The sequence below is a fragment of the Acidovorax delafieldii genome, assembly GCF_007993815.1.
Taxonomy (GTDB): domain Bacteria; phylum Pseudomonadota; class Gammaproteobacteria; order Burkholderiales; family Burkholderiaceae_C; genus Acidovorax; species Acidovorax delafieldii.
This window is the reverse complement of sequence record NZ_VJWE01000002.1, coordinates 36,965-51,732: the sequence shown is the minus strand read 5'-3', so window position 1 is coordinate 51,732 and position 14,768 is coordinate 36,965. Positions and strand designations below refer to the sequence as shown.

The 14,768-nt window shown below is 67.1% G+C and carries 14 protein-coding genes; 9 read left to right on the top strand and 5 right to left on the bottom strand.

Annotated features, from left to right (window positions below):
- Positions 1-365: 365 nt before the first annotated feature.
- The gene (locus ATF69_RS01165; protein ID WP_146869643.1) at positions 366-1,259 is read left to right on the top strand and encodes a hypothetical protein; all 894 of its coding nucleotides are present in this window, start codon (positions 366-368) and stop codon (positions 1,257-1,259) included.
- A complete protein-coding gene (locus ATF69_RS01160; protein WP_146869642.1) occupies positions 1,256-3,559 on the top strand; it encodes an ATP-dependent DNA helicase in 2,304 nt (767 codons plus the stop codon). Before ATF69_RS01165 ends, ATF69_RS01160 begins: the two co-directional genes overlap by 4 nt.
- 86 nt (positions 3,560-3,645) lie before the next feature.
- Here ATF69_RS01160 and ATF69_RS01155 read toward each other — a convergent pair whose 3' ends face one another.
- Positions 3,646-5,160 (bottom strand): tripartite tricarboxylate transporter permease, encoded by a 1,515-nt coding sequence (locus tag ATF69_RS01155; protein ID WP_056744313.1) that lies wholly within the window; start codon positions 5,158-5,160, stop codon positions 3,646-3,648.
- 10 nt (positions 5,161-5,170) lie between these two features.
- Positions 5,171-5,593: a tripartite tricarboxylate transporter TctB family protein gene (locus ATF69_RS01150; protein WP_056067517.1), complete on the bottom strand. Its 423-nt coding sequence runs from the start codon at positions 5,591-5,593 to the stop codon at positions 5,171-5,173.
- A gap of 152 nt (positions 5,594-5,745) precedes the next feature.
- Here ATF69_RS01150 and ATF69_RS01145 point away from each other — a divergent pair, with 152 nt between their 5' ends.
- From ATF69_RS01145 to ATF69_RS01130, 4 genes are all read left to right on the top strand, one after another.
- Positions 5,746-6,444 carry a response regulator transcription factor gene (locus ATF69_RS01145; RefSeq protein WP_056067514.1) on the top strand — a complete coding sequence of 233 codons (699 nt, stop codon included), beginning with the start codon at positions 5,746-5,748 and terminating at the stop codon, positions 6,442-6,444.
- Positions 6,425-7,915 (top strand): sensor histidine kinase, encoded by a 1,491-nt coding sequence (locus tag ATF69_RS01140; protein ID WP_146869641.1) that lies wholly within the window; start codon positions 6,425-6,427, stop codon positions 7,913-7,915. The genes ATF69_RS01145 and ATF69_RS01140 overlap by 20 nt, the downstream gene beginning before the upstream one ends.
- Positions 7,912-8,655 (top strand): YkgJ family cysteine cluster protein, encoded by a 744-nt coding sequence (locus ATF69_RS01135; RefSeq protein ID WP_146869640.1) that lies wholly within the window; start codon positions 7,912-7,914, stop codon positions 8,653-8,655. Before ATF69_RS01140 ends, ATF69_RS01135 begins: the two co-directional genes overlap by 4 nt.
- 120 nt (positions 8,656-8,775) lie before the next feature.
- Positions 8,776-9,312: a hypothetical protein gene (locus tag ATF69_RS01130; protein WP_146869639.1), complete on the top strand. Its 537-nt coding sequence runs from the start codon at positions 8,776-8,778 to the stop codon at positions 9,310-9,312.
- A gap of 177 nt (positions 9,313-9,489) precedes the next feature.
- Here ATF69_RS01130 and ATF69_RS01125 read toward each other — a convergent pair whose 3' ends face one another.
- Together ATF69_RS01125 and ATF69_RS01120 are read right to left on the bottom strand one after the other, a co-directional pair.
- Complete coding sequence (locus tag ATF69_RS01125) at positions 9,490-9,837, bottom strand: nuclear transport factor 2 family protein (RefSeq protein ID WP_244303624.1); 348 nt, start codon at positions 9,835-9,837, stop codon at positions 9,490-9,492.
- A gap of 80 nt (positions 9,838-9,917) precedes the next feature.
- A complete protein-coding gene (locus ATF69_RS01120) occupies positions 9,918-10,928 on the bottom strand; it encodes a zinc-dependent alcohol dehydrogenase family protein (protein WP_146869638.1) in 1,011 nt (336 codons plus the stop codon).
- 109 nt (positions 10,929-11,037) lie between these two features.
- Here ATF69_RS01120 and ATF69_RS01115 point away from each other — a divergent pair, with 109 nt between their 5' ends.
- On the top strand, positions 11,038-11,913 hold the full coding sequence (locus ATF69_RS01115; protein WP_208758677.1) for a LysR family transcriptional regulator: 876 nt from the start codon (positions 11,038-11,040) through the stop codon (positions 11,911-11,913).
- 42 nt (positions 11,914-11,955) lie between these two features.
- On the opposite strand, the gene ATF69_RS01110 is transcribed toward ATF69_RS01115, so the two are convergent.
- Positions 11,956-12,912: a LysR family transcriptional regulator gene (locus tag ATF69_RS01110; protein WP_146869636.1), complete on the bottom strand. Its 957-nt coding sequence runs from the start codon at positions 12,910-12,912 to the stop codon at positions 11,956-11,958.
- A 14-nt stretch (positions 12,913-12,926) separates the two neighbouring features.
- Between ATF69_RS01110 and ATF69_RS23080 the strand changes: the two genes are divergently transcribed.
- Positions 12,927-13,124 (top strand): hypothetical protein, encoded by a 198-nt coding sequence (locus tag ATF69_RS23080; RefSeq protein ID WP_158641472.1) that lies wholly within the window; start codon positions 12,927-12,929, stop codon positions 13,122-13,124.
- Positions 13,088-14,728, top strand: a complete 1,641-nt coding sequence (locus tag ATF69_RS01105) for an argininosuccinate lyase (RefSeq protein WP_208758676.1) — start codon at positions 13,088-13,090, stop codon at positions 14,726-14,728. The genes ATF69_RS23080 and ATF69_RS01105 overlap by 37 nt, the downstream gene beginning before the upstream one ends.
- The last annotated feature ends 40 nt before the right edge of the window (positions 14,729-14,768 follow it).

Genomic DNA, 14,768 nt, shown 5'->3' with positions numbered 1-14,768 from the left:
CTGTTGCCCGGTAGCCTGCTATCAGCGTCAGAACACTGACCGGCCGCAAACCCTGTGCTGCAGCCTCTCGCAACCACTTCCAATTTTCCTGCGGCATAGACGGCCACGCGACAACAACTTCCGGTTGTTAGCCCAATGGCGGACAGGAGCGTCCTCATTCAGGCCCCTGGTGACTCATTGCTTCTCCCTCGGAATGTCACGCAGGGATGCTCACATTTCAATAGCTGCCAGCACCCACCCATATTGCGCTAGGTGCCGATCACACCCCCAACTCCTCTGCAACCCTGTTCTACCCTTGTCCAAAAAACAGTCCCTCCCAGACACTGTGATTAAAATCAGTGTGACGCCAGCCCTCCCACCCTGCCATGACGGCGCTGCCCTCCCCCACTTCGGACTCCCCGCCCTCCACCCCCATCACCCGCTTTCACCGCACGCGCCTGATGCAGATCTGGCGCTCGGCAGGCTGGCCGTGCAAGGATGGTCTGGAGATTGACCTGCTGGCTGCGGGCCTCATCCACCTGCACATTGCGGCCGATGGTTGCGAAACCCTGCGCCTCACCGACGAAGGCATCCACACCCTGGCGCAGGCCCGCCAGCGTGGCGTGCGGGCGCTGAGCCTACACGACCGGCTGGGGCAGAAGTTTGCAGCGCAGTTGCTGGCTTCGGGGCGCATCGTATGGACCGAACTGTCACTGCGCGCGGTGATCGACACCGTGCCGATGGGGGATGCGGTGCTGCCTGCGGCCACGGCCGATGCGCCCGCCAACACCGCGCCCGCCATGGCACCGCTGTGGGCCGACGATGACCACGCCCCGGCTGCCCGCGCCGCTGCCAATGTGTGGCGCATGGCCCGGCCCGATCTGTTCTCGGTGCGCAATACCTCGGTGCCCGCCTACCTGCAGCCCATGGTGCACGAGGTGAAGGCGAGCCGGGCCGACCTGCTGTCGGACCTGCGGCACGACGCCAAGCGGCAGGCCTATCAGTGGCTGTGCGAGGAGTGTTACTACGTCTTCCCGGCGGGCATAGCCGAGCCCGAAGAGATCCCCGAGCACTTCGGCATCTGGGTGCTACATGGCAATGTGGAGGACGGGCGCTTTGAGCTGCTGCGCCCCGCGCGGCACAACCGCTGCACCCTGCCCTTCTCTGTGTGGATGGCGCTGTGCAAAGCCACGCCGCTGCGCAGCGATGACGACATGGCTCAGACCCATTTGGGCGAGCCTGCTCCTCCCGCCACAGACACCCCGACCACGCCGCCATGACCTACACCGTGGCGGTGCGCGAGCTGTGCGAGTTCACCGCCAAGCAGGGCGACCTGGACCTGCGCTTTACGCCTGCGCCTACCGCGCTGGAGGGTATGGCGGGCCATGCGGTGGCAGCGTCGCGCCGGGGTGCAGGCTACCGCGCCGAGGTGGCACTGAGCGGCAGTTACCAAACTCTGCGCGTGCGCGGCCGGGCCGATGGCTACGACCCCGCGCAGCAGCGCATCGACGAGGTCAAGACCTTCAAAGGGCGGCTGGACCGCCAACCCGCATCGCACCGCCACCTGCACTGGGCGCAGGCCAAGGTGTATGGCTGGCTGCTGTGCGAGCAGGAGCAGCTGGCGCACATCGACGTGGCCCTGGTATACCTGGACGTGGGCACGCAGCAGGAGACGGTGTTCACCGAACACTGCAGCGCCGACGACCTGCGCCAGCACTTCGAGACCCAGTGCCAGCGCTTCATTGCCTGGGCCGAACAGCAGCTGGCCCACCGTGCCGCACGCGATGCGGCACTGATCACCTTGGCGTTTCCCTTTGGCGGCTTTCGCACCGGCCAGCGCCCGCTGGCCGAGGCCGTGTACAAGGCGGCAGTGGCGGGCCGCTGCCTGCTGGCCCAGGCGCCCACGGGCATTGGCAAGACCATGGGCACGCTGTTCCCGCTGCTCAAGGCAGCACCGGCCCAGCGCATCGACAAAGTGTTCTTTCTGGCCGCCAAAACCTCGGGGCGGCAGATGGCGCTGGATGCGCTGGCGCGCCTGTCCAACAACGCACCCGCACTGCCCCTGCGCGTGCTGGAGCTGGTGGCGCGCGACAAGGCGTGCGAACACCCCGACAAGGCCTGCCACGGCGAATCCTGCCCGCTGGCCCGGGGCTTTTACGACCGGCTGCCTGCCGCCCGCGCTGCCGCCGTGGCCCCCGCCAGCGCAGACAAACCCGCGCTCGTCCTGCAACAAGCCCGTGTGCGCGACGTAGCCCTGCAGCATGACGTCTGCCCCTACTACCTGAGCCAGGAACTGGCCCGCTGGGCCGATGTGGTGGTGGGCGACTACAACTACTACTTTGACCTGGGCGGGCTGCTGCACGGCCTGGCCCAGGCCAACCAGTGGCGCACGGCGCTGCTGGTGGACGAGGCCCACAACCTGGTGGAGCGCGGCCGCAAGATGTTCACCGCCGAGCTGCACCCCGCCGCCTTGGCCCAGGCCCGCAGCAGCCCCACCGCCGCGCAGCATGCGCCGGTGAAAAAGGCGCTGGACAAGGTGCGCCGCGCCTGGGTGGCGTTGGACAAGGCGCACCCGGCCCCATACACGGTGCTCGAAACCTTCCCCGACAAGCTGCTGGCCGCGCTGCAGCAGTGCACCACCACGCTCACCGAACACTTCACCGACCACCCCACGGAGCCAGACGGCGCGCTGCAAACGTTCTACTTCGATGCCCTGCACCTGCAGCGCATGGCCGACCTGCTCGATGCGCATTCGATGGTGGACATCACCCAGGCTTCTGCCGCCCACCACCAGCGGTCCTCCAAACCCGGCGATTCCGTGGTCTGCATCCGCAACGTGGGGCCTGCGCCCTTTCTGCAACCCCGTCTGCAAGCCGCGCACACCAGCACCTTGTTTTCGGCCACGCTGCAGCCCGCGCGCTACTACGCCGACCTGCTGGGCCTGCCCGACGATCATGCGTGGGTGGACGTGGAATCGCCCTTTGCCGCGCACCAGCTGCAGGTGCAGGTGGCGCGCCACATTTCCACGCGCTACCCGCACCGCGCGGCGTCGCTCGCGCCCATCGCGGCGCTGATGGCGCAGCAGTTTCGCGAGCGGCCCGGCAACTACCTGGCGTTTTTCAGCAGCTATGACTACCTGCAGCAGGCTGCCGCACTGTTTGCGCAGCAGCACCCCGAGGTGCCGCACTGGTGCCAGTCGCGCCGCATGCTGGAGGGCGAGCAGCGCGATTTTGTGGCGCGCTTTACCGACAGCAGTCAGGGCATTGCCTTTGCAGTGCTGGGTGGCGCGTTTGCCGAGGGCATCGACCTGCCGGGCAAGCGGTTGATTGGCGCCTTTCTGGCCACGCTGGGCCTGCCGCAGGTCAACCCCGTCAACGAACAGATCCGCGAGCGCATGCAGGCGCTGTTTGGCGCGGGCTACGACTACACCTACCTCTACCCCGGCCTGCAAAAGGTGGTGCAGGCCGCAGGCCGCGTGATCCGTACGCCCAGCGACGAGGGCGTGGTGCACCTGATGGACGACCGGTTTGCGCAGGCCCAGGTGCGTGCGCTGCTGCCTGCATGGTGGCAGGTGGACTGAGAGGCTGAGCCGCAAAAAAAAGGCCGGTCACCCGTTGGGGACCGGCCTTGCAAAGGCCGCCAAAGCGGCACACAGAGAGTCAATCTTCAGGATGCAACGGGCTCCGTCACCACCAGCTCCTTGGCCTTGCCACGCTGGCGGAAAAACGCCACCGTTTGCCACAAGACGAATGCGGCGATCAGGCTGATCAGCGTGCCGCTGATAGGACGGTTGATGAACACCTCAAAGCTACCGCGCGACAGCAGCATGGATCGGCGGAAGTTCTCTTCGAGCATGGGGCCCAGGATGAAGCCCAGCATCAGCGGCGAGGGGTCCATCTCCAGCCGCATGAACAGGTAGCCCAGCGCACCAAACGCTACGGTGATGAACACGTCGTCCAGGTTGTTGTTGATGCTGTAGGTGCCAATGCAGCAGAAGAACAAGATCGCGGGGAACAACACGTTGTACGGAATCTTGAACACCGACAGCCAGTAGCGCACCAGCGGCACGTTGAGCACCAGCAGGAAGCAGTTGCCGATCCACATGCTGGCGACCAGACCCCAGAAGAGTTCGGGGTGGCCGGCAATCATGTTGGGGCCGGGCTGGATGCCCTTGATGATGAACGCAGCCATCATCAGCGCCATCACGGCGTTCTCGGGGATACCGATGCTCATCAGCGGGATGAAGCTGGTGCGTGCAGCCGCTTCGTCCGCTGCAGCCTGGCCGGCCACGCCTTCGATGCAGCCGGTGCCGATTTCGTGGCGGTACTTGCTGACCTTCTTGTCCAGCGCATAGGCCGCAAACTGGGCGATCACGGGGCCGCCGCCGGGCAGGATGCCCAGGATGGAGCCCACCACACTGCCACGCAGCGCGCTGGGGATGATGCGCTTGAACTCGGGCCAGGTGGGCATGAGCTTGATCTTGCCGTTGAAGGGCGAGCGCTCTTCACGCGAGTCGAGGTTCTTGGCGATCTCGGCAATGCCGAAGCAGCCCAGCGCAATGCTCACAATGCCCACGCCGTCGGCCAGGAACGGAGCGTCCCAGGTGAAGCGGGCCAGGCCGCTGTTCACGTCGGTACCGATGGAGCCCAGCAGCACGCCCACCATGCACATGGCCAGGCCATTGAGCAGGCTGCCCGTGGTCACGAAGCTCACGCACACAAAACCCACCAGCATCAGCGCGCAGTAGTCGGCAGGGCCAAACAGAAAGGCCACCTCGCCCAGGCTGGGCGCCAGGAACGCCAGCACCACAATGGCCACCGTGCCCCCGATGAAGCTGGAGAACCCGGCGGTGAACAGGGCCAGCCCCGTTTTCCCTTTCAGCGTCATCGCATACCCGTCGATACACGCCACGATACTGCTCGCATGCGGGATCTTCATGGTGATGGCGCTCACGCTGTCGCCGTACTGCGCACCGTAGTAAATACCGGCCAGCATGATGAGTGCGCCGGTGGTGTCGATGGAATAGGTCAGCGGCAGCAGCAGGCTGATGGTAGCCAGCGGGCCCAGGCCCGGCAGCAAGCCCACCAGGGTGCCCACGGTGCAGCCCAGGGCGCAGAACATCAGGTTCTGCAGCGTCAGCGCGTGGCTGAAGCCAAACGCGAGGTTGTTCAAGACTTCCATGGCGGCGACCTCAGTACAGCGGCAGGCTCACGCCCAGCAGCTTTTGGAATGCAAACGCGATGCCGACCAGCACCGCAGCGATCTTCAGGTTGCGCTTCCACGAGTACGACGTACCCGCAAACCCCGAGCAGAACACCAGAAACACGATGCCCGCGATCATGTTCACAAAGTGCGACAGCGCCGCAAAGCCGCACAGGCTGCCCAGAATGATGGCGATGTTGCGCACCTGGAAGTCCATGGGCACCGGTGCCACCAGGCGCGCGCGCACCACGGTGATGACCCCAATCACAAACAGCATGCAGCTGACGATGAACGGGAACATGCCCGGCCCTGCGCGGCCGAGCGTCCCCAGCGAATAGCTCATGGACGGCAGGCCAAAGCCCAGCGCCAAAGCCATGAGGGCAAAGCCTCTGAGTAGATTGCGGTTGATCATGTAAAGGTTGTCTCCTGATAGGCTGGACGACCCCATCCGGCGGTGCAAACGGCGCGCAGGGCTGGGGTATGCTGACGGGCAGACTATCTCCATCGAACCTGATCGCAGGCTGATCTTGGCCATGCGTAATTTCACGTAGAACCCCGACCTCCATGCGCCTCCTCCTGGTGGAAGACGACCCGGTGCTCAGCCGCACCATGGCCCAGGGCCTCGAAAACGCGGGCCACCGTGTCGAGCTGGCCCATACCGTCGAAGAAGCCCAGCACTGGTGGGCCGTACAGGCTTTCGACGCTGTGCTGCTGGACCTGAACCTGCCCCACGCTGCCCACGCGCGCAGCGGCCTGGGCAGCGGTCTCACCGCCCTGCGCAGCGCCCGTGCGCGCGGCGACCGCACCCCCGTGCTGGTGCTCAGTGCCCGCGACAGCACCGAGGAGCGCATTGCCGGGCTGGACGCCGGCGCCGACGACTATCTGGGCAAGCCCTATGAACTCAAAGAGGTGGAAGCGCGCCTGCGCGCGCTGCTGCGGCGCGCCAGCGGCACCGCCGACATCGTCACCGTGGGCCAGCTGGTGCTGGACCGCCAGGCGCGCCGCGTCAGCGTGGCCGGGCAACCGCTGGAGCTGCCCGCGCGCGAGTTCGATTTGCTGTGGGAGCTGATGACCCCGCCCGGCCGTGTGCTGAGCAAGGGCGACTTGTCCTCGCGCCTGTCGGACGGCAGTGAGGTGGTGGGCGAAAACGCGCTGGAGGCCTCGTTCTCCCGCCTGCGGCGCAAGATTGCGGGCAGCGGCGCGGCGATTCGCACGCTGCGCGGGCTGGGTTACGTGCTAGAGGATGACGTTGGCCAGTCCTGAACCCAGCCCCGCACCGCTGCACCAGCAGCCGCCCGACCTGCGCCAGCGCATAGGCCGGCGCGTGCTGCTGTCACTGGTGCTGATCTGGGGGCTGGGCAGCACGGTGGTGCTGGGCGTGGGCAACCACTTTGTGGCCGAGGCATTTGACCGAGCGTTGCTCGATGACGCACACGCCGTGGCCGCCCATGTGCGCGGCGGCCAGCCGACAGATCCTGCGCACGACCCTTTGCGGCTGGACCTCACGCCGCGCGAGGTGGGGCTGCTGCGTTTTGACCAGAGCGAAACCGTGTGGTTTGCGGTGTACGCGCCCGATGGCAGCTTCATCGCCGGCGACCCCCACTTGGCGCCGGGTGTGGTGACGGCGGGCAGCAGCCACGCCTTTTCGCAGCTTTCGCAAGACGGGCGCGAGCTGCGGCGCGCCACCTTGCAGATTGCGGGGCCGCCCTCTTTCACCGTCGTCATGGCGCAGACCACCGCCGAGCGCACGCAGCTGCTGCGCAGGCTGCTGGTGTACTCGGGCCTGGCCCAGCTGTGGCTGCTGGTGGTGCTGGGGTCGTGGCTGCTGCGTGGCATCGAGCGCGACCTGCATCCGCTGGGTGCACTGCAGGACGCCATGGACCAGCGCGACGCTGCCGACCTGCAACCTCTGCCGCCCGCGCTGACGCAACAGGCAAGCACCAGCGACGTGCAACGCCTGGGCGTGGCCCTGGACGGCTTGCTGGCGCGGGTGCAGCAAAGCCTGCATGCGCAGCGCGAATTTGCGGGCAACGTGGCGCACGAGCTGCGCACTCCGCTCGCAGGCATCCGCGCCCAGGCCGCCCACGCGCTGGCCCACAACGACCCGGCCGTCTGGCGCAGCGAAATCGAGGGCATCGCCCAAGCCGAACAGCGCGCCAGCCGCACCGTGGACCAGCTGCTGGCCCTGGCCCGTGCGGCCGAGGGTGGCATCGCGCTGGCGTTGCAGCCCTTGGCCTTGCACACGCTGGTGCGCGACGTGCTGTTGCGCTACCTGCCACGCGCCGATGCCCTGGGGGTGGACCTGGGCGCCGAGGGGCTAGACCAGGCCGTGGTGGTGCGGGGCAACACAGCGCTGGTCGAAGGCATCCTGAACAACCTGCTGGACAACGCACTGCGCTACGGGCGCGGCACGCCGCCCCGCATCACCGTGGCGCTGCACACCGAGCCCGGCTTTGGTGTGCTGCGCGTGACCGATAACGGCCCCGGCGTGGATGCCACGCTGGCGCAGCAGCTGCAACAGCGCTGGGCGCAGGGCGACCAGGGCCAGCGCCTGGGCCACGGTGCAGGGCTGGGCCTTGCCATCGTGGCGCGGTATGTGCAGCTGATGGAAGGACGGCTGGAACTGGCGGCAGCCAGCGACACGACCGACGGATCTGGCCTCGCGGCCAGCGTGTGGCTGCCGTTGGCGCCCAATGCGCCCGCCCCCTCCAGCACGCTCCCCACAACCCCATGACGAGCCCGCCCAACCCAGCACTGACCGAGGCAGAGCAAGCGGCCTTCCTGCAGTCCATCGCCCGCGTGCGCAGCGCGGCCGGGCGGGCCTTGCGGGCGGTGCAGGCCCACGCAATGCAGGGCGCAGCAGCCCATGGCACTGACGCCAACGTCGCAGCCCAGGCCGCCGTCGATTTCATCGCACAACTGCACAAGGGCCTGGATACCGTGGCAGAACAAGCCCGCGCCACCGGCCCCCAGCCAGCGTGCCAGGCGGGCTGCGCGCACTGCTGCCACCTGCGCGTGGAGGCGACGGAGCCCGAGGTGCTGCACATCGCCCAGCACCTGCACACGCTGCCCGGCGCGGACCAGGCCACAACCCTGCTGCGCCTGCAGCAGCACGTGGCGGCGGCAAGCGCGGGCACCACGCGCCAGCCCTGCAGCTTTCTCGTCAATGATCGGTGTGCCATCTACAGCGTGCGCCCTGCCGCCTGCCGCAAGGCGCACTCCTTGTCGGCTGTGCACTGTGCAGAGCAATCGCCCACCATCCCGCAAAACCTGCGCCTGCTGGTGGACGCCGAAGCGCTGATGGCCGGCACCGCCCTGGCCTACCGCGACCAGCCCTTGCCTGCCAGCGCCCACGAACTCAACGCCGCCGTGCTGGCAGCCCTCGGCGGCACGCCGCTCCACGCACCCAGCGCCCTGCTGCGCTGGTACCGGGGTGACGAAGGCGCGCTGGCCCTGCCCACCACATTGCCGTAAAAGCCCACGCGCCTTGATATCCGTCAAGACCCGCCGCAACCAGCCGCACACAATGCAGCCAGCCCCGCAGCCGCCTGGCCGTGCGGCCGAACTTCTCGACGAACCCCCGCCTCACGCCTGATGACCCAGCCCACCCTCCGCTCCTGCGCCCCCCTCCGCCTGGCAGCCGCTGCCGCCGTGGTGGCGGGCCTGGCAGGCTGCAGCAAGCCCGAAGCCACCGGCCCCGCCACCACCAGCTTCGATGCCATCACCACCGCGTGCACCCAGTTCCTGGCCGCACGGCAACCCCATGTACTGCCCGGCGCCGCGGGCGACTGGACCCTGACCGGCTACAGCCCCGCCCTGGTCCAGCCCGAAGTCACGCGCACCGAATCCACCGTGACACCCTACGTAGGCAAGCTCGTCATCAAGGACAACGAGGCCCAGGCCCACGCACCCACCGAAGCCGCCGCCCAGGCCGTCACCCTCACCCCCGCGCACCTGCTGTCCAACCGCACGCACACCTTCATCTACAGTTTTGACGGAACCCAGTGGCGCTGGCAGAACGGCCAGCGGCTGACCAAGATACCGGGGCAGAACGACCGGCTGGAGGCCGTGACGCTGGCGGATGTCTCGGCGGCAGGGCCCAGGGGGTTTGCGGGGTGCTTACCGCGTTGAGTCGGATCAATTCGCTCTCTTTTTGATAGCTACTACCGCATGATTCACTAGCGCTTCCGGCTGTTTTTGATCAAATCCCGCATCAAAACAGCCCAGCGCCGCCCACCTCCGCCTCGTGCAGCTTGGTGCCGCACGCCAGCCCTGAGGGCCGTCGCGCAGCCAAGCCATTCACACCGCTCATTCCAGGTCGGCATCCAGCCGGGCGATCAGGCCCTGCGTATTCACGGTGATGTCGAGGTTGCCGATCTCGTGACCAAAATCCCCCGTGAAGTCCACCCGCACCCTCGCGCGCTGCGGCCCCAGGCGTTGCATCGACAGGAACCGGGTCACCGTCTGGTAGCCGACGAAGTACTGTTCGACATAGCGGCTTATTCCGGTATGGCCATCAAAACGGTGGCCCGTGGAGGGGTCGTCGATCACGGCATCGTGCGCAAAAAGGGCGAGCACCCGCTCCACCGCAAATGCGTTGGTGGCCGCGATCAGCGCATCCGCCACGTGGCGTAGGTGTTCGTGCGTGGGGGCCATCGCACCATGCCGCAGGCCTGCTGCGTCGTCCCTGCTGGCTGGCCGGCTGGCGCTTGCTGCCAAAGGTTGACCCGGCTGGCTCATGGCAGCACGCTGACCACCACCTTGCCACGGGCGCGGCCGCTGGCGACCAGGGCGTGCGCCGCTTCGGCCGTGTCCAGCGTGAAGCTGGTCGGGTCGAGCAATGGCACCAGTTGACCCGCTTCCGCAAGGGTGGTGGCCTGCTCCATGATCTCGCCATGGTGTTCGCGAAACTCCCCCGTGAGGATGGGAAGCAGCGTGAACACGCCCGAGAAGGTCGCGCCCCGGAACGACAAGGGCGCCAACTTGTGGGTGCCCCAGCCCAGCGACGTCACCACATGGCCCGAGTAGCGGCGGACGGCCACAAACGACGCATCCAGCACCGGCCCACCTACGGTGTCGTAAACAATATCAAACCCCTGGCCGTCGGTGAACGCGTTGACATAGGCCTCGACCGAGGTCGTTTCATGGTCGATGGGCGTCGCGCCCAGGGACCGGATGTAACCAGCCTGCGCCGCGGTGCCAGTGGCAAACACCTCGGCACCCCGGGCGCGGGCCAGCTGCACGGCCACATGGCCCACGCCACCGGCGCCGCCGTGCACCAGCACCTTGTGCCCGCTGCGCACGTTGGCGCGGTCCACCAGGCCCTCCCAGGCGGTGATGAAGACCAGCGGCAAGGCCGCTGCCTGGCGCATCGTCAGCCGGCCTGGCTTGTGGGCCAGCAGCCGGGCATCCACCGCCGCGTATTGCACCAGGCTGCCTTGCAGCCCGCCGATGCCGCCGGTAAAGCCATACACCGCATCCCCCACCTTAAAGCGAGAGACGCCATGCCCCACCTCCTCCACCACGCCCGCGAGGTCCATGCCCAAAACGGCGGGCAGCGGTTGCTGGGCGTGCTCGGCGGCGCCCGCGCGGATCTTGGTGTCCAGCGGGTTCACGCCGCTGGCGTGGATGCGGACCAGCACCTGGCCCGCCGCAGGCTGGGGCCGGGGCAGCCAGGTGGGGGTCAGTGCGCCGTGGGGGGATGCGAGCACCAGGGCCTGCATGGTGGGGGCGGGAGAGGTGGACATGGCGTTTTCCTTCGTGGGGTTGAACAGTGCCGCCAGTTTTCACCTTTCGCTTTTGAATGAAAAGCCACAAGATTGAAGCCTTGTCATTCACTTTTGTATGATCCAGTCAATGAACTGGGATGACGTACAGGTGTTCTTGGCCATTGCCCGGCACGGCACGCTGGGTGCGGCAGGCCGCGCCCTCCAACAAAGCCAGCCCACCATGGGCCGCAGGCTGAAGGCGCTGGAGCTTTCTCTGGGCCACACCCTGTTCCAGCGGACCTCCGAGGGCTTCGTCTTGACCGACGAAGGCGCCGCCGTGCTGCGCCACGCCGAGGGCATGGAAGCGCAGGCGCTGTCGTTCTCCCGCCAACTGGACGGCGCAGACCAGCAGCTGGAAGGCGCGCTCCGGGTATCGACCTCTGACTGGTTTGGACTGCATGTGCTGGCGCCGCTGTGTGCCGCGTTCACCAACCACCACCCCCGCGTCAGCATCGAACTCCTGACCGATGCGCGCCTCTTCAGCCTGGCGCGCCGCGAGGCGGACCTGGTGGCGCGCATCGTTCCTTTTGACGAGCCCGACGTCATACAGCGGCAGCTGATGCATGTGCCCTATGCGCTGTACTTGCAGCGGGGCGCAGACATGCCCACGGACGATGCGGACCTTCGCCTCATCACCATGGACCTGGGATTCAGCGAGATGCCGGACGCGGCCTGGCTGCGCGAGGCCTTTCCTTCGGCGCGCATCGCGTTTCGCAGCAACAACCGGCACGTGCAGGCCGTGGCCTGCGCATCGGGCGCGGGCCTGGCCGTACTGCCTTGCCCGTTGGGTGACTCGCACCCCGGCCTGCAAAGGGTGGAACGTACCCCAACGCCGCCAGGGCGCGATGTGTGGCTGGGTTACCACCGGGACCTGCGCCGGGTCCCCCGGCTGCGCGCGCTGGTGGAAATGCTGATGCAAGCGCTGGGCCCTGCTCAGGGCGACGCAGGCGACCAGGGCGGCTGACAAAACGCTGGGAGCGCCGTCGCAGCGCTTGGCTGATGGCGGTCAGCGACCCAGCCCTGCCCCAACGGCCAGCACATGCTCGATGAAGCTGTGACACGGGTGGCTCTGGTGCGCAAGCACATCTGCCTTGACCAAAACGCCCAACGGCCCCACCGCCTGTGACTTCCACGGCAAGACCGCCAGCTCTCCACGCTGAACCAGCGGCCGCAGCAGGCTGGCGGGCGCGCACATCAGCATGTCGCTGTCGGCCAGCATGGCGTATGCAATCTCGGTCGAACGGCTCGACACGCGGCACAGCTCAGGCACACCACCCAGTTCATCGAAGAGGCTCTCCACCTGCTGGGGTCCCAGCCCGGTCAGGGGTGGGGCCAGCCAGCGCTGCGCCAGCAGCTCTGCGGCGGTGACGGTGGCCTGCCGGGTCAGAGGATGCTCCGGGCGACAGGCCACCACAAACCCATCCTGCAGCGCGGCGCAAAACGCGAACCCTTGCGGCAGCGGGGTCGGTTCGCGGCAGATGGCCAGGTCCAGCGTCCCCTCCTGGATGCTCTCCAGCAAATTGTCGATCGTGACCTCGTGGACATCGATGGCCGCATCCGGGTGTGCGGCAACGTAGGTCGGGATGGCCACCGTGAGCAGGCCGTTGATGCCCGCCGCAATGCTGCCAATGCGGATCAGCGCGGACGCTGCGCCCTGCTGCAACAGCGCAGCATTGCCTGCGGCGGCCTGGAGCGGAACAAGCGATGCGCGCAACAGCGGCAGGACCGCCTCTCCCAGGCGGGTCAAGCGCATGCCCTTGGAGTGCCGCTCGAACAGAGGGCCGCCCAGAGAGCTTTCCAGCTCGACCAGCGCATGGGTCGCGGCGGGCTGGCTCAGGCCAATGGAGGAAGCCGCCCGGTGCAGGCTTTGCAGGTCGGCGATCGCAATGGCCAGCTGCAGGTGCTTGAGGCGCACCCGCCCCAGGATGCGGTTGAACAGGACGGAAGGCGTCAAATCCGGCATGGCTTATTCAAAAAATGAATTCACTTGAAAAACAAGCATTGGCCTCGCAGCGCCTGCTGTGGAAATATTCCGAAGCTGGCACGGGCAAAACCCACGCCAAGCACATTCAATTAACGAATCTTATTCCCGCACCAGCCTGCCGCTGGCTGCACGGGATGCCAGGAGACAAACCACCATGCCATCACCTCAGCGCCAGCCGCTGCGCACCATGACCTTGCGCCCCACCCGCTTCCTGCTCGCCCCGGTCGTGGGCGCCATCCTGGCAATGGGCCACGCACAGGCTGCAGACACCCTGGACACCGCCTGCAAGACCACGGCCGAATGCCAGGCGCAGGTCGCCAAGATCCAGGGCACGGTCAAGGGCGATGCCACCAGCGCCTTGTCCAAGTCGCAGGACACCTTCTACTGGTTTGGCCGCATCAACATGGCATCGACCGTGGTCAACGTGGAGCAAGGCATCATCCCCAAAGCCCAGGCAGGCCGCATCGCGCGCGGTGTGGAGCTGTCGATCACGCAGGCGACGGCCCCGGGCGGCAAGCGCCCCACCGATGTGCTGCAGGTCGAGAAGATCATCACGGACGCCGTGGGACCCGAGGCCACGCTGATCCACACCGGGCGCAGCCGCCAGGACATCCACTCCACCCTGAACGCTGCGCAGTTGCGGCTGGAGATGCTGGACTTTGCCGATGCTCTGGACCAGGTGCGCGCACGGCTCATCACCATTGCCCAGGCACACACCGCCACCTATGTGCCCGCCTACACCAACGGCGTGCAGGCCATGCCCATCAGCTACGGGCACTACCTGATGGCGTTTGCCGATTCGTTCGCCCGCGACTCGGCACGCATCCGCGAGGCCTACGCGCGCATCAACCTCAGCCCCATGGGCACGGCCGTGCTGGCCAACTCCAGCTGGAGCATCAACCGCGAGCGCCTCGCACAGCTGCTGGGGTTTGACGGGCTCATCGTCAACTCGCTGGATGCGGGGCAGATCAGCACGTACGACATTCCCATCGAGGCCACGTCCATCGCCAGCTCCACGGCCATCCGTGTGGGCGCGTTGATGCAGGATGTACACACCCAGTACCACCAGACCCGGCCATGGCTGCTGCTGGCCAGCGGTAAGACCTACACCAGCAGCGCCATGCCGCAAAAGGCCAACCCCGGCATCATCCAGAACACCCGCGCCAAAGCCAGCGATGTGGTGGCGTCGGCCCAGGCATCGCTGTGGCGGGCCCACAACGTGACGCCCGGCATGATCGACTACAAGAACACCTGGAGCCCCGGCAGCGCCAAAACCTTTGTCCAGGGCGTGGAGATGCTGCAGCAGCTGGCCGATGTGCTGGACTCGCTGCGCATCGACCCGGCCCGCGCACTGGACGAACTGGAATCCGAATGGACCACGTCGATGGAGCTGGCCGAAACCCTGCAGCGCACCCATGCCATTCCGTTCCGGGTGGGCCATCACTTTGCGTCGGACGTGGTCGTGTACGCCAAAGAGCGCAACATCCGGCCCAAGGACTTTCCGTACGCCGAGGCCGTCCGCATCTACCGCGAAGCGGGCAAAAAGTACGACATCAAGGACCAGCGCCTGCCGCTGACGGAAAAGGAATTCCGCCGCGCCCTGTCCCCCGCCGAAATGGTGCTGACCCGCACAGGCACAGGCGGCCCCCAGCCCCAGGAGGTCGCGCGCATGGTGGCCGCCGCCAAGGACACGTTGGCCAAGGACCGCGCCTGGTCGGGTGAAGCCCGGCAGCGCCTGCTGGCCGCCGAGGCGGCGCTGAACGCGGCGTTTGAGGGCGTGAAGTCATTGCCCTGAACGGGGGATGCCCGGGGGCGGGCCTGAGGAGAACAAGAAA